This is a genomic window from Salinarchaeum sp. Harcht-Bsk1, assembly GCF_000403645.1.
Taxonomy (GTDB): Archaea; Halobacteriota; Halobacteria; order Halobacteriales; family Salinarchaeaceae; genus Salinarchaeum.
This window is the reverse complement of sequence record NC_021313.1, coordinates 2,300,930-2,322,057: the sequence shown is the minus strand read 5'-3', so window position 1 is coordinate 2,322,057 and position 21,128 is coordinate 2,300,930. Positions and strand designations below refer to the sequence as shown.

Annotated in this window: 17 protein-coding genes; 8 read left to right on the top strand and 9 right to left on the bottom strand. The window is 69.3% G+C overall.

Features of this window, described 5'->3' with window-relative positions; genetic code table 11:
- Positions 1 to 108 precede the first annotated feature (108 nt).
- From sucC to L593_RS10545, 3 genes are all read left to right on the top strand, one after another.
- A complete protein-coding gene (gene sucC, locus L593_RS10555) occupies positions 109 to 1,257 on the top strand; it encodes an ADP-forming succinate--CoA ligase subunit beta (RefSeq protein ID WP_020446953.1) in 1,149 nt (382 codons plus the stop codon).
- A 79-nt stretch (positions 1,258 to 1,336) separates the two neighbouring features.
- Positions 1,337 to 2,206, top strand: coding sequence for a succinate--CoA ligase subunit alpha (gene sucD, locus L593_RS10550; protein WP_020446952.1), 870 nt, complete (start codon positions 1,337 to 1,339; stop codon positions 2,204 to 2,206).
- Positions 2,207 to 2,478: 272 nt separating this feature from the next.
- A complete protein-coding gene (locus L593_RS10545) occupies positions 2,479 to 4,095 on the top strand; it encodes a methyl-accepting chemotaxis protein (RefSeq protein ID WP_020446951.1) in 1,617 nt (538 codons plus the stop codon).
- 123 nt (positions 4,096 to 4,218) lie between these two features.
- Here L593_RS10545 and L593_RS10540 read toward each other — a convergent pair whose 3' ends face one another.
- From L593_RS10540 to glpA, 4 genes are all read right to left on the bottom strand, one after another.
- Positions 4,219 to 5,409 (bottom strand): AAA family ATPase, encoded by a 1,191-nt coding sequence (locus L593_RS10540; RefSeq protein WP_020446950.1) that lies wholly within the window; start codon positions 5,407 to 5,409, stop codon positions 4,219 to 4,221.
- 138 nt (positions 5,410 to 5,547) lie between these two features.
- Entirely contained in the window at positions 5,548 to 7,116 is a 1,569-nt protein-coding gene (locus L593_RS10535) for an anaerobic glycerol-3-phosphate dehydrogenase subunit C (protein ID WP_020446949.1), read from the bottom strand.
- Between the two features lie 2 nt (positions 7,117 to 7,118).
- Complete coding sequence (glpB, locus tag L593_RS10530) at positions 7,119 to 8,534, bottom strand: glycerol-3-phosphate dehydrogenase subunit GlpB (protein ID WP_049894445.1); 1,416 nt, start codon at positions 8,532 to 8,534, stop codon at positions 7,119 to 7,121.
- The gene (gene glpA, locus L593_RS10525) at positions 8,524 to 10,323 is read right to left on the bottom strand and encodes an anaerobic glycerol-3-phosphate dehydrogenase subunit GlpA (RefSeq protein ID WP_020446947.1); all 1,800 of its coding nucleotides are present in this window, start codon (positions 10,321 to 10,323) and stop codon (positions 8,524 to 8,526) included. The genes glpB and glpA overlap by 11 nt, the downstream gene beginning before the upstream one ends.
- 439 nt (positions 10,324 to 10,762) lie before the next feature.
- Between glpA and glpK the strand changes: the two genes are divergently transcribed.
- The 3 genes from glpK to L593_RS10510 all read left to right on the top strand — a co-directional run bounded on the left by glpK (position 10,763) and on the right by L593_RS10510 (position 13,954).
- On the top strand, positions 10,763 to 12,304 hold the full coding sequence (gene glpK / locus L593_RS10520; RefSeq protein ID WP_020446946.1) for a glycerol kinase GlpK: 1,542 nt from the start codon (positions 10,763 to 10,765) through the stop codon (positions 12,302 to 12,304).
- 50 nt (positions 12,305 to 12,354) lie between these two features.
- The gene (locus L593_RS10515) at positions 12,355 to 13,377 is read left to right on the top strand and encodes a hypothetical protein (RefSeq protein WP_049894442.1); all 1,023 of its coding nucleotides are present in this window, start codon (positions 12,355 to 12,357) and stop codon (positions 13,375 to 13,377) included.
- Positions 13,378 to 13,519: 142 nt separating this feature from the next.
- On the top strand, positions 13,520 to 13,954 hold the full coding sequence (locus tag L593_RS10510) for a low molecular weight phosphatase family protein (protein WP_020446944.1): 435 nt from the start codon (positions 13,520 to 13,522) through the stop codon (positions 13,952 to 13,954).
- A 90-nt stretch (positions 13,955 to 14,044) separates the two neighbouring features.
- Here the strand turns inward: L593_RS10510 and dhaM are convergent, their stop codons facing one another.
- From dhaM to dhaK, 3 genes are all read right to left on the bottom strand, one after another.
- Positions 14,045 to 14,458 (bottom strand): dihydroxyacetone kinase phosphoryl donor subunit DhaM, encoded by a 414-nt coding sequence (gene dhaM / locus L593_RS10505; RefSeq protein WP_020446943.1) that lies wholly within the window; start codon positions 14,456 to 14,458, stop codon positions 14,045 to 14,047.
- A complete protein-coding gene (gene dhaL, locus L593_RS10500) occupies positions 14,455 to 15,255 on the bottom strand; it encodes a dihydroxyacetone kinase subunit DhaL (protein WP_020446942.1) in 801 nt (266 codons plus the stop codon). Before dhaL ends, dhaM begins: the two co-directional genes overlap by 4 nt.
- A 105-nt stretch (positions 15,256 to 15,360) precedes the next feature.
- On the bottom strand, positions 15,361 to 16,362 hold the full coding sequence (dhaK, locus tag L593_RS10495; RefSeq protein WP_020446941.1) for a dihydroxyacetone kinase subunit DhaK: 1,002 nt from the start codon (positions 16,360 to 16,362) through the stop codon (positions 15,361 to 15,363).
- A 280-nt stretch (positions 16,363 to 16,642) separates the two neighbouring features.
- Between dhaK and L593_RS10490 the strand changes: the two genes are divergently transcribed.
- Together L593_RS10490 and ptsP are read left to right on the top strand one after the other, a co-directional pair.
- The gene (locus tag L593_RS10490; protein WP_020446940.1) at positions 16,643 to 16,924 is read left to right on the top strand and encodes an HPr family phosphocarrier protein; all 282 of its coding nucleotides are present in this window, start codon (positions 16,643 to 16,645) and stop codon (positions 16,922 to 16,924) included.
- Positions 16,921 to 18,648 (top strand): phosphoenolpyruvate--protein phosphotransferase, encoded by a 1,728-nt coding sequence (gene ptsP / locus L593_RS10485; RefSeq protein ID WP_020446939.1) that lies wholly within the window; start codon positions 16,921 to 16,923, stop codon positions 18,646 to 18,648. Before L593_RS10490 ends, ptsP begins: the two co-directional genes overlap by 4 nt.
- Positions 18,649 to 18,710: 62 nt before the next feature.
- Here the strand turns inward: ptsP and L593_RS10480 are convergent, their stop codons facing one another.
- Both L593_RS10480 and L593_RS10475 read right to left on the bottom strand, forming a co-directional pair.
- On the bottom strand, positions 18,711 to 19,511 hold the full coding sequence (locus L593_RS10480) for a CBS domain-containing protein (RefSeq protein WP_020446938.1): 801 nt from the start codon (positions 19,509 to 19,511) through the stop codon (positions 18,711 to 18,713).
- Between the two features lie 99 nt (positions 19,512 to 19,610).
- Positions 19,611 to 21,107, bottom strand: coding sequence for a DHH family phosphoesterase (locus L593_RS10475; protein ID WP_020446937.1), 1,497 nt, complete (start codon positions 21,105 to 21,107; stop codon positions 19,611 to 19,613).
- Positions 21,108 to 21,128 lie beyond the last annotated feature (21 nt).

The following is a 21,128-nucleotide window of genomic DNA, read 5'->3' as shown; positions in this document are numbered from 1 at the left end:
CCGGGAACCGACCGATCGTCACACGACCGCATCGCCAACCGAGCCAGGTAGTCACACGTTTCGGTGCCGTTAACTGCGCGCGCGGGGGATTCCCGAGCACGTCCCACTATGAAACTCCACGAATTCCAGGCGAAGGAGCTCTTCGCCGACGCCGGGATCCCGACGCCGGACTCCCAGCTCGCAGCGACGCCCGAGGAGGTCGTCGCCGCGGCCGAGGAGATCGGCTATCCCGTCGCGGTGAAGGCCCAGGTGCAGGTCGGTGGCCGCGGGAAGGCCGGCGGCATCGAACTCGTCGAAGATGCCGAGGAGGCCCAAGCAGCTGCCGAGTCCATCATCGGGATGGACCTCAAGGGCATCCACGTCGACCGCGTGCTCGTCGAGGCCGCCGTCGACTTCGTCAACGAACTCTACGTCGGCGTGACGATGGACCGCGGCGAGGGCAAGCCCGTCGCGATGGTCTCGACCCGCGGCGGCGTCAACATCGAGGAGGTCGCCGAGGAGGACCCCGACGCGATCGTGCGAGAGCACGTCGACCCCGCCTTCGGCATGCATCCCTACCAGGCCCGGAAGGCCGCCTTCGAGGCCGGCGTCGACCGCGACATCGCGATCGACGTGGCCGGCGTCCTCCAGACGCTCTACCAGCTCTGGGACGACAACGACGGCGCCGACGCGGAGATCAACCCGCTGATGGTCACGAGCGACGACGAGGTCGTCGCCGCGGACGCCGTCTTCAACGTCGACGAGGACGCCCTCTTCCGCCAGCCGAAGATCGCCGAGTACGAGGAGGACACCAAGAGCGACGACCCCCTCGAGCAGAAGGCCGACGAGTACGACTTCGACTACGTCCGCCTCGACGGCAACGTCGGCATCATCGGCAACGGTGCGGGCCTCGTGATGACGACGCTCGACCTCGTCGACCACTACGGCGGCGAGCCCGCGAACTTCCTCGACGTCGGCGGCGGCGCGAAGGCCGAGCGGATCGCCAATGCGCTCGACATGGTCTTCTCCGACGACAACGTCGACGCCGTCGTGTTCAACATCTTCGGCGGCATCACCCGCGGCGACGAGGTCGCCCGCGGCATCAACGAGGCGCTCGGCCAGTTCGACGAGATTCCCAAGCCGGTCGTCGTCCGCCTCGCGGGCACGAACTGGGAGGAGGGCATGGAGATCCTCGACGAGAGCCTCGTCACCGTCGAACAGACGCTCGAGGACGCCGTCCAGCGTTCCGTCGAGTACGCCCAGGAGGTGGAAGCATGAGTTCCGTAGTACGCTCGCTCACTCACGACGTTCGTTCGCTCACGCACGACGACCTCATGCTCACCACGGGGTGGTTCGCATGAGCGTGTTCGTCGACGAGGATACGAAGGTCATCGTGCAGGGCATCACCGGCGGCGAGGGCAAGTTCCACGCCGGCCAGATGATCGACTACGGCACGAACGTCGTCGCGGGCGCCGTCCCCGGCCGCGGCGGCCAGGAGGTCCACGGCGTCCCCGTCTACGACACCGTCGAGCGAGCCGCAAAGGAGGAAGACGCCGACGCGTCCGTCATCTTCGTGCCGCCGGCGTTCGCCGGTGACGCGATGATGGAGGCCCTCGACGCACCGATCGACCTCGCGGTCGCGATCACGGAGGGCGTCCCGACCCAGGACATGGCGCGGGTCCGCAAGCGCCTGACCGAGGTCGACACGAACCTCATCGGCCCGAACTGTCCCGGGATCATCACCCCCGGCGAGTCCAAACTCGGCATCCTCCCCGGCAACATCTTCTCCGAGGGGAACGTCGGCCTCGTCTCCCGGTCGGGCACCCTCACCTACCAGGTCGTGGACAACCTCACGGAGCGTGGCCTCGGCCAGTCCACCGCCATCGGCATCGGCGGCGACCCGATCATCGGGACGACGTTCGTCGACGCCCTCGAGGCGTTCGAAAACGACCCCGAGACCCACGCCGTCGTCATGTGCGGCGAGATCGGCGGCGAGGACGAGGAGCAGGCCGCCAACTACATCGGCCAGTACATGGACACGCCCGTGGTCGGCTTCATCGCCGGCCGTACCGCCCCGCCGGGCAAGCGCATGGGCCACGCAGGCGCCATCGTCTCCGGGAGCGGCACCGGCACCGCGCAGTCCAAGATCGACGCGCTGAACGAGGCCGGCGCGCAGGTCGGCGACACGCCCGAGCAGGTCGCCGAAGCCATCGAGGACCTGGTGTAGGCTGCAGCGCCCGTCCCGGTCGCGTTCCCCGCCGATCCTTCTCGCGCTTTCGACTCTTCTCGCGCTTTCGACTGTTGGACGGAGCCCGTCGCACGAGCGCCCGAACGGGCCAGATCCGGCTTCGTCTCCGATTGCATGGAACGTTTCTCGCGTCTACCGAGTTCCGAGCGCCCTGTTGTCACGCGAAACGTGACGAGAGTAGCCAGCAACGATGGCACAAAGCGTTATACCGCCCCCGAATCAACGGAGTTGCAAGATACCCGTCACGCTCTATGCAACTCCACACTGTGGTCCCCGCCGCCATCCGACGGCGATACGGCGCGAAGGTCGCTGGCTGGTGCCTCCTCGTCGGGCTCGCCGTCGGCGCAGCGCACGCCGGGGTCGCGTACTGGCTGCTCGCCGGCGCGGACGGCGATGCCGTCACGACCGACGCCCTTCTGACCGGAATCGCCGGGATCGGCAGCGCGACGGCCGCGGGGCTCCTCCTGCTCGCGGTGGTGCTCGGGCGAGGAACCGGTCGCTCGCTCCGTTCGCTCGCCGACGACGCCGAGGCGATCGCCGCGGGCGACTACCAGCGGGACGTCGAGACCGCCAGGATCGACGACCTCGGCCGCGCCCACGACGCGATCGCCGAACTCCGGGACGGGACCGAAGCGCGGATCGAGGAACTGGAAGCCGAACGCCAGCACGTCGAGGCGGCGCGGCGCTCGCTGGAGGTCGACAACGACGAACTGCTCGCGGAGGCCGAGCGCTTCAGCGAGGTGCTCGACGCCTGTGCCGACGGCGACCTTACCCGACGACTGGACGCCCAGACGGACCACGAGGCGATGGCGAAGGTCGCCGGCTCGGTCAACCGGATGCTCTCCGAACTCGAGCGTGCCGTCGTGCAGGTCGCACGCTTCGCCGAGGTCGTCGACGACGCGAGCAGCGAACTCCAGGCCAGCGCCCAGGAGATCGGCGAGGCCAGCGACGCCGTCAGCAAGTCCGTCCGCGAGATCTCGGAGGGCTCCTCGCGCCAGACCGACGACCTCCAGGCGGCCGCCGGGCAAGTGCGGGAACTCTCCGCGACGATCGAGGAGGTCGCGGCGACGACGAGCACGATCGCGAAGGAGGCCGAGCGGGTCTCCGGACTCGCCGACGACGGCGTCTCGACCGCCACCACCGCGGCCGACCAGATGCACGAGGCCGAGGATCACACGGCCCGCGTCGCGAACACGATCGCCCGGCTGAACGAGGACGCCGAGCGCATCGCCGAGTCGATCACCTTGATCGACGACATCGCCCAGCAGACGAACATGCTGGCGCTCAACGCCGCGATCGAGACCGCCCGGACCGACCAGGACCGAACTGGCGACAACGGCGGCTTCGACGTCGTCGCCGACGAGGTCCAGGAGCTCTCCGCGGAGATCCAGGAGGCCGTCGACGAGATCCAGGAGACCATCGCGTCGCTCCAGGCCCGTGCGACGGAGACCGCCGACGAGATCGGCGCCGTCGAGCACCGGATCACCGCGGCCGTCGACTCCGTCGACGACCTCGAGGCCGAACTCGTGACCGTCAGCGACCGGGTCGAGAACGTCAGCGACAGCGTCCACGAGATCGACCACGTCAGCAACGACCAGGCGTCGACCGTCGAGGCGCTCGCAGGACTCGTCGAGAACGTCGCCATGGTCTCCGCCGAGACCTCCCGGGAGGCCGACCGCGTCGCCGACGCCTCCGCGGACGTCGCCGTCGAGATCGGCGAAGTGTCGGCGAAGGCCCGCTCGCTCGACAGCCAGGCCGACCGGCTGACCGACGTCGTCGGGCAGTTCGACGTGTCGACGCGCCAGCAACTCCAGTCCAGCGGCGAGGCCGTGCCCGCGCCGAGCGCGAGTCAGGACGGCGACGACTGAGTACCACCGGCGGTCCGACGGCGACGCTGGGCGAAGCGATTGCTCGGTGACGCTCCTACGAAGCCATTGCTCGAAGATGCTGCTCCGAACCGATTGCCGGGCGACGAAACTGCCCAGCACCGCCTACCAGGTGGCCAGCGGTGCTGCCTCGCGCTCCACCCGATCCCGGACGTCGGCGACCGAGAGCACGTCGTCGACCCCAGCGAATGCCAGCCACGGGAACGCCGGCGTGAGGTGGCTGGGGTCGCGACCGCGGGCGTCGGCGTCGCCGCCGTGGCGAGCGAGGACGCCGGCGTCGGAGAGTTCGTAGCAGAAGCGCCGAACCGTCCCGGCGGTGAGGTCCGTTTGATCGGCGATGTCGCGGGCGGCCTCACCGACCGTCGGGGCGGGATCGAGTCGGAGCAACTCGGCGAGCACCCGCCGACGGTTCTCCGGGAGCGCCAGGACGGCGTCGAGGTGGACGGTGCCTTCGGGGACCGCCGCGCTCGCAGCCGTCAGGTGCTCCCGGTCGATCGCGGAATCGCCCGCAGCCTCGGCGAGGAGTGCGGCACCCAGCGCCACCGCCAGCGCGTCGTGAGCGTTGCCCTCCTTGCGGGCGGCGATCGTCCGGAGGTCGTCGTGGTCGAAGGCGTCGGTCCTGGCTGCCCTGGAGCACCGATGCGCGAGGACGTCCGTCAGCGCGTGGTGCCGGTAGGGCTCGATCCGGACGGTCCGTTCGGCGTCGACCGGGGGAGACCGACCGACCCAGGTCAGCGACACGCTGTCGGCGACCGGGTCGAGGAGTTCACGGACGCTCGTCGGATCGAGATCCGCGGCTTCCGCGACGTGATCGACGGCGATCACCGCCCAGCGACCCTGGGGTCCGAGCTGGTCGATCACCTCCTCCCTTAACCGTGCGGTGCCGACGCCGTGTGCCGGTACCTCCGCGTCCCCGAGCTGGCACAGGAGCTGTCGGTAGAACCGGAACGGCGTCGGCGCGTGCCTGCAGTCGACGGTCGCGAACGACCGCTGGGGCGAGCCACCACGCGTGGTCGTCGCTATCGAGCCGCCGACGCCGAGGCGCTGGTCGAGCGCTCGAAACAGCGAGCCGACGACCGCGGACTTCCCGACGCCCGCCGGCCCCGCGACCGCGAGCGTCGGCGGGAGGCGTCCCTCGAACACCGGCTCGACGGCGTCGAGCAACGACTCGAGTGCGGGAGCGCGACCCACGGGCTCGTCGAGGTGCACCGTCGGGCTGAGAAGCGATCGATCGAGCAGGAGCCGATCGTCTCGGGTCCGCATCTGACGCCGTTCGATTCGTTCGCTGAGGTCCATCCTGAATCGTCGGTGGCTACGCGTCGAGCGACAGGTTCCCGGTCCGCCGACATGACCGTTCCGGCTGCGCGGTTCCCTCGCAGTCGGTACCGCCTTGAGCCGCCGCTATCGCAGGGCCCGCTCCCGCTGTGCTCGCGGTCACCACGCCTCGCCCTCCAGGTCGAGTGCAACGGCGATCAGCTGGAGCGTGTGGTTCACCTCGTAGCCCGTGCCATGTTCCATCTGCATCGCGCAGGTCGGGCACTCGGTCATTCCGGTGTCGGCGTCGGCGGACTCCATGTGCTCGAACATCTCCTCGCCGATCGCCATCGAGGTGTCGTAGTGCTTGGACTTCCAGCCGTAGGTGCCCGAGATGCCCGAGCAGGAGTCGCCGACGTCCTGGACCTGCACGCCGTCGATGGACGCGCCGACCTCCAGCGCCTGGTCGGCGAGGCCCTGGTTTCGCGCGTGGCAGGGCGCGTGGTAGGCGACGTCCGGGACGTCGGCGTCTGATTTGGAGAGCGCAGCCGAGAGGTCCTCGTTGATCCGGAGGTACTCCACGGCGTCGTAGGTGTTGGCGGCGACGCGATCGATGCCCTCGATGTCGAACAGTTCGGGGTACTCCTGGCGCAGCGCCATCGAACAGGAGGTACACGAGCAGACGACGTCGTAGCCCTCCTCGATCAGCGACGCGAACTCCGAGACGTTGACTTCGGCGGCGCGGCGCGCGTCGTCGAGCATCCCGTTGGCGAACATCGGCGTGCCCGAACAGCGCTGGCGCGGGACCGCGACCTCGTAGCCGAAGTCCTCGAACACCTTGACGAGGGCCTTGCCGACCTCGGGCGTGTTGTAGTTCGCGTAGTCGCCGTGGAAGTACGCGACGCGGCGACGCCGGCTCTCGACCTGGGCGCCGCCACGCTCCTCCCACCACGACCGGAACGTCTGGTCGGCGAACTCGGGGAACTCCCGTTCGTTGGTGATCCCGAGCACCTTGTCGCCGACCCACCGCAGCGCGCGATTGCTCAACGCGACGTTCGTGAGCCGCGGTACCATCGCGCCGATCCGCCCGAGTCGGCCGTAGTTCGAGAGCAGCTTCTTCCTGATGTACGTCCGCGAGTACGGCGAGAGCTGGTCGTCGACGTACTTCCCACGGGCGGTGTTGTGCATCTGCGAGAGCGGCACGTCGGTCGGACACGCGTGGTCACACCGCATGCAGTTCGAGCACTTCTCGATGGAGGGATCGACCTCCGGCGCGTCGCTCCGAGAGAGGCGCCACTGTTCCGGCCCCTGGAACTTCGGACCGGGGAACTCGTCGTCGACCTCCGCGACCGGGCAGTTCGTGTCGCAGGTCGAGCACTTGTAGCAGCTGTCGGCCCCCGGCCGGAGGTCCATCTCGTCGCTCTCGGGGAACACCTCGACGGGATCGAACTCGTCGGTCCCCTCCGCGCCGGCGCTGGCTGCGGCCGTCGAGCCGACCTCGCCCGGGACGCCGGAATCGACGCCACCGTCGGAGCGGGGCTCCGACGAGGTTCGCCTCGCACCTGGAGACTCACCGCCGTCGGTCGCGGGTGCCGGCGCGTCGCCGTCCGCCGAATCGGCGGCGTTCTGGGCCGAATCTCCGCCCGCCGGATCCGCGGAGCGGTGCGCCGCGTCCTCGGCGCAGCCGTGGTCGCATCGGTCGTCGTCCCCGTCCGCCGAATCGTCGCCCGCTGGTGGCTGTCCGTGCATGATCAGATCTCCTCCGCTGCCGCAGTCCCCGCCGCGTGCCCGGTCGCGATCGAGACGCCGGCGCCGGACTTCTCGGCGGCGAAGTCGTAGCCGCCGAGCACCGAGCCCGCAGCGCGGAGATTCTCGAACTCGATCCCGTCGTCGGCGTCCAGCGGCCGGAGCGACCGATCCACGTGGACGCCGAAGGCCGCGAACGGGTGGTCGCCGAACGCGTCGTCGGCGAACCAGTCGTACCGATCCTCGGGGTGGGGCACGTGACAGTCGAAGATCGGTTCGCGAACCAGGTCGCGTTCGGAGTCGATGCCCCGACCGACGAGCCCGCCGGTCGCGAGGACGTACTGCTCGGCCGACACTGGCGTCGTGCCACCGCCTGGCGTCTCGACCTGGAGTTGCTCGATCCGGCGGTCCTCGTCTCGTCCGTCGGTGGCCGTGAAGTCGACGACCGCCTGGCCGTCCGCGACCCAGACCTGGCGGGCTTCCAGCGCTTCGTGGAGCTGGTTCTCCAGCCGAATACCAGGCAGACTCGGCGGACCCGTCGGTACTTCGAACACCGGCATCCCAAGTCGATCCGACAGGTCGATGCGAACTGCGCTCGGACGGTCCTCGCCGAGGACGGCGGGGAAGCCGACGCGCTCGGGATCGACCGTCGCGTCGTCGATGGCGTCGTCGATCCGCTCGACGAGTTTGGCGCGGCAGGAACCGGTGCGCGTGCGGTGGACGGCGCCAGCGCGACCGCCTCCGGCCCCGCCACCAGTCCCACCGCTGCTCGTACCGCCTTTCGCCGCCGGAATCTCGTCGTTCTCGAGCAGGTCGGCGAAGCGAGTGGTCTTGGCGTCGGCGCGCAACTCGCCGGGGAAGGAGACGGTGACGCCCTCGACCGCGAACGGGACGCCCGCAGCCAGGAGGTGTTCGGCGGCCAGCGGCGCGTCGAAGTCCGTCAGCGACTCGAAGCCGACGAGGAGGGCGTCCCGGTCGTCGCTGGCCAGCCCGTCCGCGGTGTGGACCGGATAGCGCGCGGTCGGTTTGATCGCGCCGCCGTTGGTCGGGACGAGCGCGTTCGCGTCGGTGTGCTCCCCAGTGTACCCCTCGACGACCTCGTCGAAGGCGGCGAGGGCGTCGCGGACGGCGTCGACGCCGACCCGTTCGTATGGGTGGCCCTCGGGGAGGTCGGGGATGTGCTCGAACGGGTCGGCGACCGGTCCGCCGTCGGTACGGGCCGGCGCGCCGCGCTGGGACGCGTCCGTGCCCGCCGCGTCCGGCGGATAGCCCATGACGTCGATCAGACCGCTGGCCTGCCGGAGCGTGCTCTGGTTGGCGGTGACGAGGCGCGTCTTCGCGCCGGCGTCCGCGGCGGCGAGCGCGGCCGAGATGCCGGCGAGTCCGCCGCCGATCACGACGACGTCGGAGTCAATCGCCATCGTCCCGCCTCCGGTCGTCGCGATCGCCATCGGTCGGCGGGTCCCCCCCTCGACCTGTTCGTCGACCGCCGTCGGCGGCCGGCTGGGCGACCGTCTGGGTCGGGCCCCCGTCGAAGGCCTCGAAGTCGGGCGTCTCGCCGGTCCGCGCCGGATCGCGATCGAGGTTCATCGTCGTCGCGTGCAGGGCGTAGTTCAGCGCGGCCTGGGCGAGCTGGTCGCCCCAGAGCGCGTGGCGTTCCCCCTTCCAGCGCTCCTGGAGCAGTTCGTCGTGAGACTCGCGGATCGCGTTCGCCTCGTACCGGGGGTGGAGTTCGGCGGCCATCCGGTGGGCGCAGATGCCGCCCTGGCAGTTCCCCATCGAGGCCCGCGTGCGGATGCGGACGTCGTTGAGGTCCGAGCCGGCGCCCTCGATCGCGTGCTGGAGCTCCGCGCGGGTGACCCCTTCACACTCGCAGACGACGGGGTTCGGGGCGTCGGTTCCCAGCACGGCCTCCGTTCGAGAGCCCAGGCGCTCGGCGCTCCGGCGTGCGATCGGCGAGCGGAGGCCGTACTGCTCCATGGCGTCGTCGAGACGGCCAGGCTTCTCGCTCCCGGGAAGGGGAACGTCGGCGGTCCGGCACTCCGCGGAGACGCCGAGCAGGTCGCAGACGTGATCGCTGATCTGCTCGGCCATCATGCGGTAGGTGGTGAACTTGCCGCCGACGATGCTCGTCATGCCGGGCAGGTCGTCGCGCTCGCCGTGGTCGAGCAGGAAGAAATCGCGCGTGATGTCGGTGGTGTCCTGGGTGCCGGTGCCCGGCGGCTCGTAGAGCGGGCGGACGCCCCAGAACGTCCGGATCGTCCGGGCCTCCGAGAGGATCGGCACGAGTTCGGCGAGGTTGTCGATGAGCAGGTCGACCTCCCACTGCTCCTCGGGGTAGTGCTCCGGGTCGTCGACCGCCTCGTCGGTCGTGCCCAGGATCGCCGTCGTCTCGTGGGGCACGACGATGTCGGCGTCGCCCTTGGGACGGCAGTGGTTGACGACGGTGTCGACCTGCCGGACGTTCATCACCGTCATCGCGCCCTTCGAGGGCTGGACGGCGACCTCGACGCCCGCCATCTCGCCGAGTTGGCCGGCCCAGGCGCCGGTCGCGTTGACGACGTGGTCGGCGTAGATCCGCTCCGTCTCTTCGGCGACGCCGTGGGTCCGTGTCCCGGTGCCGCCGGTCTGGCGGACCTCCACGCCGACGACCCGGCGCTCGTCGGTGCCCTCTGGCTCGTCGATCAGGACGTCTGTGACCTCGGCGTGGGTCTGGATTCGTGCGCCGTGGTCGGTCGCGCTCTCGGCGTTCGCGACGCAGAGGCGGAACGGGTCGATCGCGCCGTCGGGCACCCAGATCGCCTTGTCGATGTCCTTGGCGAGGTAGGGTTCGACCTCGCGCGCCTCCTCGCCGGAGAGGACCTCCGCCGGGATGTCACACTCGCGACACCCCTCGAGTTTCTGCTGGAAGTAGTCCTCGCCGTCCTCGGGACGTTTCACGAACAGGCCGCCGGTCTCCTCGACGCAGTGGCTCGCGATGTCCCGCAGCACCCGATTCTCCTCGATGCACTCCACCGCGCTGGGCTGGTCGGAGACCGCGTAGCGACCGCCGCTGTGGAGGAGGCCGTGCATGCGGCCCGTCGTCCCGTGGGTCAGGTTGCCCTTCTCGACGAGCGTGACGTCGAGGCCGCGCATCGCCAGGTCCCGCGCGACGCCGGTCCCCGTCGAGCCGCCGCCGATCACCAGTACCCCCGTCGTCGATTCTATCATCTACCTCCGTGCTAGGCTCGACCACACTTTAGAGTACCGACGGTGGCCGAAGGGCAGTATAGATATGGATCGGTAAGGCAGAATTGCGCCGAGCCATCCAGCCGCGTCCCGGACGCCGCGGCTGCGGGAGGCAAACCACTCGCCGGCGAGTGACGACGTTATCACCCGCAGCGAGACCGTTCCGACCGACTCCGGCGGAGCCGGCTAGACGGCGGCTGCATCGATGGACGGGACGGCGGTCACTACCCAGGAACCCCGATGCCGACCGGCCAGCCACGGCCCATCAGTCGCCGTCACGTGGGTCTTACTGACCCGGTAGCCCGGCGCCAACGCAGGTATCGTTAACCTACCGTGGTACTAAGTCGCAAACATTTATGATAGAAGGTGTTGTTATCGCTGCTAGGCCTGCGCCAGTAGAGATACGGTGCGGGTTGGGTCCATGTCAGCAAACACCTACGTCGGCGCGATCGACCAGGGGACCACCGGCACGCGGTTCATGGTCTTCGACCACGGTGGCCAGGTCGTCGCGAACGCATACGAGACGCACGAACAGTACTACCCCGAGCCCGGCTGGGTCGAGCACGACGCGATGGAGATCTGGGAGACGACGAAGGAGGTCGTCACGGAGGCGCTCGAGAGCGCCGACATCGACGCCGAGCAGCTCGAGGCGATCGGGGTGACGAACCAGCGAGAGACGACCGTGCTGTGGGACGCCGACTCCGGGTCGCCGGTCCACCGGGCGATCGTCTGGCAAGATCGCCGAACGACCGACCGCATCGAAGAGCTGGAGTCCGAGGACAAGGTCGGCGACATCCGCGCGAAGACCGGCCTCGAGGCAGACGCCTACTTCTCGGCGACGAAGGCGGAGTGGCTCCTCGAGAACGCCGATCCGGTGAAGACCGGCCGCGCCCGGCCGGCGGACGTCGAGGAACGGGCCGCCGAGGGGCAGGTGATGTTCGGGACCATCGACTCGTGGTTGATCTACAACCTCACGGGCAACCACATCACGGACGTCACGAACGCCTCGCGGACGATGCTGTTCAACATCCACGAGATGGACTGGGACGACGAGCTCCTCGACGAGTTCGGCGTCCCCGAGGCGATGCTCCCCGAAGTCCGCCCCTCCAGCGACGAGGACACCTACGGCACGACCGATCCCGACGGGTTCCTCGGCGCGGAGATCCCCGTCGCCGGTGCGCTCGGCGACCAGCAGGCGGCGCTCTTCGGCCAGACCTGCTTCGACGCAGGGGAGGCGAAGAACACCTACGGCACCGGGAGCTTCTTCCTGATGAACACCGGCGACGAGGCCGTCGAGTCCGAACACGGCCTCCTGACGACGGTCGGCTACCAGCGATCCGGCGAACCCGTCCAGTACGCCCTCGAGGGCGCGATCTTCATCACGGGCGCCGCGATCGAGTGGCTCGAGGACGTCGACCTGATCGAGGACGCCGGCGAGACGGAGTCGCTCGCACGCGAGGTCGACTCCACCGACGACGTCTACGTCGTGCCGGCCTTCACCGGCCTCGGCGCGCCACACTGGGACGGCCGGGCGCGTGGCACGATCGTGGGGATCACTCGCGGGACGCGCAAGGAGCACATCGTCCGTGCGACGCTCGAGTCGATCGCCTACCAGACGCGTGACGTCGCGGAGGCGATGGAGGACGACAGCGGCGTCGAGATGGCGACGCTCCGCGTCGACGGCGGCGCGGTCAAGAACAACTTCCTCTGTCAGCTCCAGGCGGACATCATCGACACCGACATCGCCCGGCCGGAGGTCGACGAGACGACCGCCCTGGGCTCGGCCTACGCCGCCGGCCTCGCCGTCGGCTACTGGGACGACGTCGAGGGGCTGCGGGACAACTGGGTGGTAGACCGCGAGTTCGAACCGGATATGGACGCCACGGAAGCGGATCGGCTCTACGACCGCTGGGAGGACGCCGTCGAGCGCTCGCTCGACTGGGCCAGGGACGGAGGTGAGTGACCGTGCTGTTCCCCGTCGCGGACGTCCTCCTCCAGGTCCCGATCCTCGACATGAGCTGGGAGCACTTCGCGGTGCTCGTGCTCGCGGCAGCCGCGGGGGGCGCCTTCGGTGCCGCCGTCGGTGCGCTCCCCTCCTTCGTTTTTACCGGGTTCGTCGTCCTGCTGGGAGAGGGACTGGCCGCGCTCGGAGGCGAAGGATCAGAGTTCACCGAACTCGGGGGCGCCGACCTCGCCTCCGGCGTCACCGGCACGATCGGCTTCGGCCCAGTCACCGGCCCGCACGTCGCCTTCGCCGGCGGCGTCGCGGCGACCGCGTACGCTGGGTATCGATACCCGGAGATGGAGCCTGCAGACTGGGACTACCACTTCGGGAAGAACATTCTCTACGCCTTCGGCACGAAACCCGACATCCTCGCGGTCGGTGCGGTGGTCGGCGTCCTCGGAATGTTGATCGCTCGCTTCAGTGGCGCGCTGGACGCTCCCTACGACGGCATCGCGTTCGCCGTGTTCGCCACGGCCGTCCTCGTTCGGATTCCGTTCGGCTACCCGGTCGTGGGCGACCCAGTTCGGGGTGGGTGGCTCGACATGGGGCCGTTCGAACGCGAGGAAGAACGCGGCGACGGCAGCGGCCGCCTCGCCGTCGAGCCCTGGCTCCCACAGCAGTACAAGTGGTCGGGGGTCGCGGCGATCGGGCTCGTCGGCGGTGCGCTCGGTGGCTGGACGTGGATCATGACCGGGAGCATCTTCATGGCCTACGGCATCTCCGCCGCGAGCCTGCTCTTCCTCAACCTCGGGGTCGAGAAGTTCCCGGTGACCCACCACATCACGCTGGGCGGCTCGACGTTCGCCGTCGTCGCCGCGGCCGAACTGAACTCGGAACTGGGCGTGATGCTCCTCGCGATCCTGGGAGGGCTGATCGGGTCGCTGCTCGCAGAGTTCACCCAGCGGATCTTCTACGCTCACTCCGGAACCCACGTGGACCCGCCCGCGATGTCGATCACGATCTACACGCTCGCGATCGGCCTGCTCTACCTGGCCGACGTGCTGGATAGCCCCGGCTACCTCGGGATCTGACCGTCCCGAACGCCGGCGGCCGTTCGCCACGCTCCTCGACGCGTCGCACGCTGAAGGCCGATGCACTGCTACGATCGTCCCGGTTTTGTGGCGTCGCTCGAACGCGACAGCTAATTCTACCACGGGCTCCGTTGCTCGAACGATGCCCCCGTCCGACCGGCCGACGGTTGCCTTCGTCTGCGTCCAGAACGCGGGTCGCTCCCAGATGGCCTACGCCTTCGCCCAGCGCGCGGTGCGTGAACGGGCCCTCGAGGACGAAATCGACCTCCTGACTGGCGGGACCCGACCAGCCGACCACGTCCACGACGAGGTCGTCCGAGCGATGGAGGACGTCGGCGTCGACGTCGGCGATCGTACGCCCCGGGAAGTGACCTTCGAGGAGATTTCCGAGAGCGACTACGTCGTGACCATGGGCTGTTCGGCCGACGACGTCTGTCCGGCCGGCTGGGGCGGGGAGAACCGGGACTGGGACCTCGAGGATCCCGACGGGAAGCCACCCGAAGTCGTCGCCGGCATTCGCGACGAGATCGAGGCGCGCGTGGACGCGCTGTTCGACGAACTCGCAGACGGGACGTAATACCGCGTCCCGCTAGTGACGCTCGACTGGGTGGCGGCAAATCCACTCGGCCCGGTCCGGCGAGCGCGATCAGTCCAATATTCCGGTAGATCAGTCCAGTTTCCGGTAGTCGCGCGCCTCTTCCGCTCGCGCGAGGACTCCCTCGAGCGTCGCTTTCGGAGACGCCGCCGCGACCGCGGCGTTGAGCGCACCTTCGAGGATCGGCGCGTCGGCGAGTTGCACCGGGTAGTCGGCGTCGAGCGTATCGATCGCCAGTTCTGCGTTCATCACGGCGCTCCCGAGGTCGACCAGGACCACGACGCCGTCGGCCGATTCGTCGGAAGGATCGTCGCCGCTGGCGGCCCGTTCGATCGCGTCCTGGATCGACGGCGAGGTGGTCCCGATTCCGCCGTCGGGATCGCCGCCGACCGGTACGATCCGGGCGTCGCCGCCCATCTCGGCGGCGACCTCCGCGATGCCGAGCGCTGCTTGCTCGCTGTGGGAGACCACGACGAGCGCGATCATCCCTCGTCGGCCTCCGAGTCGTCCGCCTCGCTCGACGGTCCCCCGTTCTCCCCGCCCTCCGGTGGCCCGTTCTCCCCGCCTGCGGCCGGGCCGTCCCCCGCGGGCTCCTCGTCCGGGACTCTCGGCGAGGTCGCGTCTTCCTCGACCGGCCCCTCGAGGTGCTCCTCGGCAACGCCGAGCAGCGCTTCGAGAATGTAGAGCGTCGAGGTCGCTCCGGGGTCCTGGTGGCCGACCGACCGCCAGCCGAGGTAGGAGGCTCGGCCCTTCGACGCCCGGATCGGGACGGTGTAGTCCACGCCCCGGTGGGCGGCGTCGACGGCTTTCGCGAGCGCGGCCAGCGGCGGGAGGTCGTCCTGCTCGATCGACTTCTTGTACGTGTGGACCGCTGGCGTCAGCGCGTCGACCATCGTCTTGTCACCGACGTTCGCGCCGCCGCGGTCCTGCACCTTCTCGAGGAACGCCTCGCCGAAGGCGACCGTCGACTCGGCGGTGATGCCGTCGGCGAGTTCCTTGCTCGCGATCATCGCCGACCCGCCGTAGAGCGGGCCCGCCGCGCCGCCGACCTCCGAGACGATGGTCCGGCCGACGAGCTGTACGAGCGTCGCCGGATCGTCCTCGTCGGCGTCGGCGACGGCCTCGACAGCCGCCTGCATCCCGCGATTCATGTTCGCGCCGTGGTCGGCGTCGCCGATCGCGGAGTCGAGATCCGTGAGGTAGCGCTTCTCGTCGGCGAGGCGATCGGCGACCGCCTGGACGGCCGCCTCGACTGCCGCTCCCTGGTCGATCTCGTCTGTCATGGCTGCGTGTCCTTCCGCGGGCGTTCCAGCTCCGGCGCCGTCGTCCGCACGCCCCGGTCGTACCCCGTCCGTCGCTCCTGGCAACGGCTGACGGCGGAGACGCGATCAGTCACGGACCGTGAGCGCGGGCGTGTCAGCCGGCGCGGCGAGCAGTTCCTTGCGCTCCTCGTCGAGGGCACAGACCGTGATCGAGCAGCCCTCCATGTCCAGCGACGTCATGTAGTCGCCGACCCAGGCGTCCCACACCTCGAGGTCGTGCTCGTCCATGAGTTCGTCCACGCGTCGCTCCACGACGAACAGCTCCGAGAGCGGGGTGCCGCCCATCCCGTTGACGATCGTGAGGACCTCGGTGCCGGCGTCGAGGTCGAGGTCCTCGAGCACGGCCTCGGTGAGGTGGTCCGCGACGTCGTCGGCGGGCATCATGTCGACGCGCTCGGTGCCCGGCTCGCCGTGGATCCCGATCCCGAGTTCGATCTCGTCCTCGCCGAGGTCGAAGGTCGGTTCGCCCTTCTCCGGCGTCACGCAGGAGGTCAGGGCAGTGCCCATCGTGCCGACGTTGTCGATGACGCCCTCCGCGTGTTCGACGACGGTGTCGAGGTCGTCGCCGCGAGCCGCGGCGGCGCCGGCGACCTTGTGGACCAGGATCGTCCCGCAGACGCCCCGTCGACCGCTGGTGTACAGCGAGTCCTCGACGGCGACGTCGTCGTCCACGACGACCTGGCGAACGTCGACGTCCTCCATCTCGACCATCTCGGCGGCGGTGTCGAAGTTCATCACGTCGCCCTCGTAGTTCTTGACGACGCTGAGCACGCCCTCGCCGGCGTCGCATTCCTCGATCATGGCCTCGAGCTGGTCGGCCGTCGGCGAGGTGAAGATTTCCCCCGCGGCCGCACCGTCGAGCATCCCCTCGCCGAGGTAGCCGGCGTGGGTCGGCTCGTGACCGCTCCCGCCACCGGAGACCACGCCGACCTTGCCATCGACCGGCGCGTCGGCGCGAACGAGGACCTCGTTGCCCTCGAGTCGGCGGAGGCTGTCCGGGTACGCTGCTACCATGCCGTCGAGCATCTCGTCGACGACGTCCGCGGGGTCGTTGATCAGCTTCTTCATGCACCTCGATACCATGCCTCAGCTATTAAAACGTCGCATCAGTTATCGTATACTAATATCCAGATATTCCGCATATGCGGACGAAGAGAGTTTTAATTCCTACTTTCGATATAACATTATTTCTATACTATTCGATTGCCGGGTAGCTACCACTCTTGTCCGGCTGCACGCACGGTGGCAGCCAATTGGACCTCACCCAGCACGAGACTCATTGACGAGAACGGCCAAGTGGCTACATGGAACAGCATCAAGAGCCGCCGTCGCAGCAGGGAAGCACGTCATGCATCGCGTCGTAACCGTCCGACAGGAGGCCGGCCTCCACGCCAGGCCTGCGGCCGTGTTCGTGGAGACCGCCAACGAGTACGACAGCGAGATCACCGTCGGTCCGGCCGAGGGCGAAGACGGAGAAGCAGCATCCTCAGCCGTCGACGCCGGGAGCATGCTCGCCGTCACCGGGCTGGGCGTCGAACAGGGCGACCGCGTGCGCATCACGGCCGAGGGCCCGGACGCCGAGGCTGCCCTCGACGAACTCGCGGGCCTCCTCACCCAGAAAGAACCATGACGCGAACGTTCGAGGGCGTCGGCGCGACGCCGCTGTCGGGCGTCGGCACCGCACGCTGGTCGGACCCACCGCTCCCGGAGTTCGAGCACGAGAGCGACGACCCCGAGCGAGAGCGGGAGCGATTCGAGGACGCCAGAGACGCCGCGAGGGCGGCGATCCAGACCGAGCGCGAGCGAGCCGCCGAGCACCTCGGCGAGGAGGAGGCAGGGATCCTCGACGCCCACCGCCAGTTCCTCGACGACCCACAGATCGAATCGTCGGTCGAGACAGCGATCGAGGCGGGCCACACTGCCGAGGCCGCCGTCGAGACCGCCTTCGACGATCCGATCGAGCAGTACGAGGAGAGCGGCGGTCGACTGGCCGAGCGCGCCGACGACCTCCGAGACGTGCGTGACCGGCTCCTCCGGACGCTCGCCGACGTCGACGCCGTCGACCTCTCCGCGCTACCGGAGGGCACCGTCCTGCTGGCCGAACGCCTCGCACCGAGCGACGCCGCCCGGCTCGATCCGGACCGGGTCGCCGGACTGGCGACAGTCGTCGGCGGGCGCACTGCACACGCCGCGATCGTCGCACGAGCGCTCGGGATTCCGGCGGTCGTCGGCGTGGGGGACGACCTCCGCGAGGTCGAGGACGGCGAACAGCTGGTCGTCGACGGAGACGTCGGCACCGTCGTCGTCGATGCCGACGAGGCGACCCTGACGGCAGCGAAGCGAGGTCGCGAGGTCGATGTGATCGCCGAGCCGGTCGAGACCGCCGACGGCCACCCGATCGAGGTCGCGGCGAACGTCGGCCGCCCCGTCGAACTCGAAGGAGCCGTCGCGAACGGCGCCGACGGCGTCGGTCTCTACCGAACGGAGTTCCTCTACGTCGACCGGTCGACACCACCGGACGAGGACGAGCAGTTCGAGGCCTACCGGAACGCGCTCGATGCGTTTCCAGACCGCCGGATCGTGATCCGGACCGCCGACGTCGGCGGCGACAAACCGATCCCCTACCTCGACCTGCCGGAGGAGCCCAACCCGTTCCTCGGCGTCCGGGGCGTCAGGCGCTCGCTCGGGCCCGACGGCGACCTGTTCGAGACGCAGCTCCGCGCGCTGCTCCGCGCCGCGGGGGACGCTGCGGCAGGCGATGGGTCGCCGAACGACGCCGCGAGCGACGAGTCGACTGGAGCCCTCGCGGTGATGTTTCCGATGGTGACCGAACTCAGGGAACTGGAGGCCGTCCTCGAGCGGATCGCGGCGGTCGAGGACGACCTCGGCGACGCCGGCGAACCGGTCGCCCGGCCCGAACTCGGCGTGATGATCGAGACGCCGGCGGCGGTGCGGATGGCACCGGAACTCGCCGAGCACCTCGACTTTCTCAGCATCGGCACGAACGACCTCACGCAGTACGTGATGGCGGCCGACCGCGACAACGAGCAGGTGGCCTCGCTCCACGACCCGCTGCACCCGCCCGTGGTGCGGGCGATCCGGGCGACGATCGAGGGCGGCCACGAGAACGACGCCTGGGTCGGGATGTGTGGCGAGATGGCCGGCGATCCGTCGGTGACGGAACTCCTGCTCGGGCTGGGCCTCGACGAGTTTTCCGCGAGTGCCGTGACGATTCCACAGGTCAAGGCGAAGGTCCAGCAGACGACGCTCGAGGACGCCGAGGCACTTGCCGAGCGAGTGCTCGATGCCGCGACGCGCGAGGAGGTGCAGGCGATCCTCGACGGCGAAGGCTGAGTGGCAGACGTCGCAGAGGGAACGTGCCGGGAACGCCTCACGACGCACGCGACGCGATCCGGCTACTCCTGCAGTCGCTTCGTCGTCTCGATGAGCGGGTGACGGGCGTAATCGACGACCTCGATGTCGGCGATGCGTTCGAGCCCCTCCTGGCGCGCGGTGCGGAGCATCCCGAGTTCGACGAACTCGTCAATCACGATCACGTAGGCCTCCATCTCCTCGACGCCGAGTTGGTCGGCGGCGAGCACGCGGTGGTGGCCGTCGGCGAGCAGGAGCGTCCCGGCGTCGTCGATCACGACGAGCGGCTCCGCGAGACCGCGTTCCAGCTCGTAGCGCCGCCCCTCGAGTTCGTCGGCGTACACCTTCCCCTGCGTGGGGATGAGTTCGTCGAGCGCAACCTCGCGGCGTTCCTCGCGGAGTTCGACGTCGTGGATGCCCTCCAGCGTCCGGCGGAGCTTCCCGACCTTCTCCGGGGTCGCGCGCTCGATCTGACTGCGGATCACGTCCGCGTGGGAGATGATCCCGACGAGCGTCCCCGCGTCGTCGACGACGGGGAGCTTCTGGATCCCCGAGCGGAGGATGACGCGCGCCGCGTCGGTAACCTTCATCTCGGGATGGGCGACGAGGATGTCGGTCGTCATCACCGTGAAGATCGGCGCGTCGTCCTCGGCCAGCAGGAGGTCCGACGCCGAGACGAACCCCTCGACCTGGCGGCGTTCCGCGACGGGGAAGCCGCTGTGGTCTTCGGACTCGACGATCCGCTCGGCGACGGCCGCGACGGTCTCCTCGGGATCCACCGTCGCGACGTCTTCCGTCATGTACGCCGCAACGCGAGCGTGATTCGCACCCTCCGCGACGGTCATGGACGTGGCGACGGGCGGACAGGGGAAAAGCGTTCCCTGGCGACAGCGGGGCGTGTTCCACTGGTGGTAGAGAATCGTGTCACGATGAAGCGATCGCTGTCAGTCTCCTGTGTCGTCTAGCTCCGGCAACCGGGGAGCGTCCATGCGGACGTCAGGGAGAAAAGAGAGGCCGTCCCCGGCGAGGGCGTACCCGCCGGCGGCCGTCGAGCGGCTGGTCTCGAGGGCCTCGAGGAAGGCGTTCGTCAGGACCTCTTCGACGATCGCCACGGGGTCGCTGTCGTCGGCCTCCACGAGCATCCCGACCGGGAGCTGCGCGCCAGCCATGTCGGCGTGGCCGCCCGCACTGCCTAGCTGGCCGAAGGCCGATCGGAGCGTCGCACCGAGATCGATACCCGCGCCCCTGGCACGGCCCGAGACGAAGACGGTGTCGTCGATGATCCCGAAGACGAGCGTCGTCGAGATGCCCTCGAGGTCGAGGAGGCGGTCCGCGGCCTGGGCGAGCGCGTCGCGATCGGAGAGCTCCCCGACGCAGGCGGTCAGCGCGGCACCGTGTCGTTGCCGGCGCTCGATCGCCCACGCGAGGACTTCCATCGTCTCCTCGCTGACGCTCGGCGACTCGACCCGCTCGAGGACGCTCGTATCGACGTTCGGGACGAGCGTCGCCGCCGCCTCGAAGTCCGCGCCGGACACCTCGCGGGTGAAGTCGTCCGTGTCCACCCGAAGCCCGTAGAGCAGGGCCGTCGCCACCGGCTCGGTCAACTCCACGCCGAGGCGATCGAAGTACTCCGTGAGCAGCGTGCTCGTCGATCCGACGCCGCTTCGCAGATCGACGAACCCCGCCTCGTCCGGGCCGTGCGTCGGATGGTGGTCGATGACGACGTCGACGTGCGTGCCGTCTGGGAGCTGATCGTTGACGCCGGGGCGGGCGTGATCGACGAGGGCGAGGCCGCCGTACTCCTCGAGCTCGTCGAGTTCCTCGAGCTCGCGAAGGTCGAGGTCGAGCAGATTCACCAGTGCTCGGTTCTCCTGGTGGGCGATGGTTCCGAAGTAACAGACCTCCGCCTCGACCCCGACGGCCGCCGCGATCTCGACGAGTGCGACGGCGCTGGCGATCGCGTCCGGATCGGGATTGTCGTGAGTGAGGACCGCGATCGGCTGCTCCGTCTCGCGGAGCGTCTGGCGGAGTTCGAGCGCCCGGTGCCCGGCCTCGGACGCGACGTACTCGAGCACGCGGTCCGCGACGACGCCGGCCGGATCGGTCGTTCCCGCCGCGGCCGCAGTCTCGCCGTCCTCGCGCTGGACGCTGGGCTGGGAGAGTAATCGTGCATTCGGGAAGACCTCCCGAGCCGCGGCGGCGATTCGTGAGGTCTCGTCGGGCGTCCCCGTCGCGACGACGACGCTCTCTGGAGCGAGGTCGAGGCCGCGGAGGACGTCTGGGTCGGTCGGATCGGCCTCGACGACCGGCACGTCCCGCTCGGTCAGCCACTTGGCCTCTGCCCCGTCGTCCACCACGACGAGGAGGTCTCCGGCGGCGGCGAGGCGTGCCAGCAGCACCCGGTACTCGGGCCCACAGCCGAGTACCACCCGGGTCGGCATACCTGTGGTACTCGCCTTCTG

Excerpts from the sequence above, each read along its gene's own strand:
- sucC (WP_020446953.1), top strand. The coding sequence starts at position 109 with ATGAAACTCCACGAATTCCAGGCGAAGGAGCTCTTCGCCGACGCCGGG.
- sucD (WP_020446952.1), top strand. The coding sequence starts at position 1,337 with ATGAGCGTGTTCGTCGACGAGGATACGAAGGTCATCGTGCAGGGCATC.
- L593_RS10545 (WP_020446951.1), top strand. The coding sequence starts at position 2,479 with ATGCAACTCCACACTGTGGTCCCCGCCGCCATCCGACGGCGATACGGC.
- L593_RS10540 (WP_020446950.1), bottom strand. The coding sequence starts at position 5,409 with ATGGACCTCAGCGAACGAATCGAACGGCGTCAGATGCGGACCCGAGAC.
- L593_RS10535 (WP_020446949.1), bottom strand. The coding sequence starts at position 7,116 with ATGCACGGACAGCCACCAGCGGGCGACGATTCGGCGGACGGGGACGAC.
- glpB (WP_049894445.1), bottom strand. The coding sequence starts at position 8,534 with ATGGCGATTGACTCCGACGTCGTCGTGATCGGCGGCGGACTCGCCGGC.
- glpA (WP_020446947.1), bottom strand. The coding sequence starts at position 10,323 with ATGATAGAATCGACGACGGGGGTACTGGTGATCGGCGGCGGCTCGACG.
- glpK (WP_020446946.1), top strand. The coding sequence starts at position 10,763 with ATGTCAGCAAACACCTACGTCGGCGCGATCGACCAGGGGACCACCGGC.
- L593_RS10515 (WP_049894442.1), top strand. The coding sequence starts at position 12,355 with ATGAGCTGGGAGCACTTCGCGGTGCTCGTGCTCGCGGCAGCCGCGGGG.
- L593_RS10510 (WP_020446944.1), top strand. The coding sequence starts at position 13,520 with ATGCCCCCGTCCGACCGGCCGACGGTTGCCTTCGTCTGCGTCCAGAAC.
- dhaM (WP_020446943.1), bottom strand. The coding sequence starts at position 14,458 with ATGATCGCGCTCGTCGTGGTCTCCCACAGCGAGCAAGCAGCGCTCGGC.
- dhaL (WP_020446942.1), bottom strand. The coding sequence starts at position 15,255 with ATGACAGACGAGATCGACCAGGGAGCGGCAGTCGAGGCGGCCGTCCAG.
- dhaK (WP_020446941.1), bottom strand. The coding sequence starts at position 16,362 with ATGAAGAAGCTGATCAACGACCCCGCGGACGTCGTCGACGAGATGCTC.
- L593_RS10490 (WP_020446940.1), top strand. The coding sequence starts at position 16,643 with ATGCATCGCGTCGTAACCGTCCGACAGGAGGCCGGCCTCCACGCCAGG.
- ptsP (WP_020446939.1), top strand. The coding sequence starts at position 16,921 with ATGACGCGAACGTTCGAGGGCGTCGGCGCGACGCCGCTGTCGGGCGTC.
- L593_RS10480 (WP_020446938.1), bottom strand. The coding sequence starts at position 19,511 with ATGACCGTCGCGGAGGGTGCGAATCACGCTCGCGTTGCGGCGTACATG.
- L593_RS10475 (WP_020446937.1), bottom strand. The coding sequence starts at position 21,107 with ATGCCGACCCGGGTGGTACTCGGCTGTGGGCCCGAGTACCGGGTGCTG.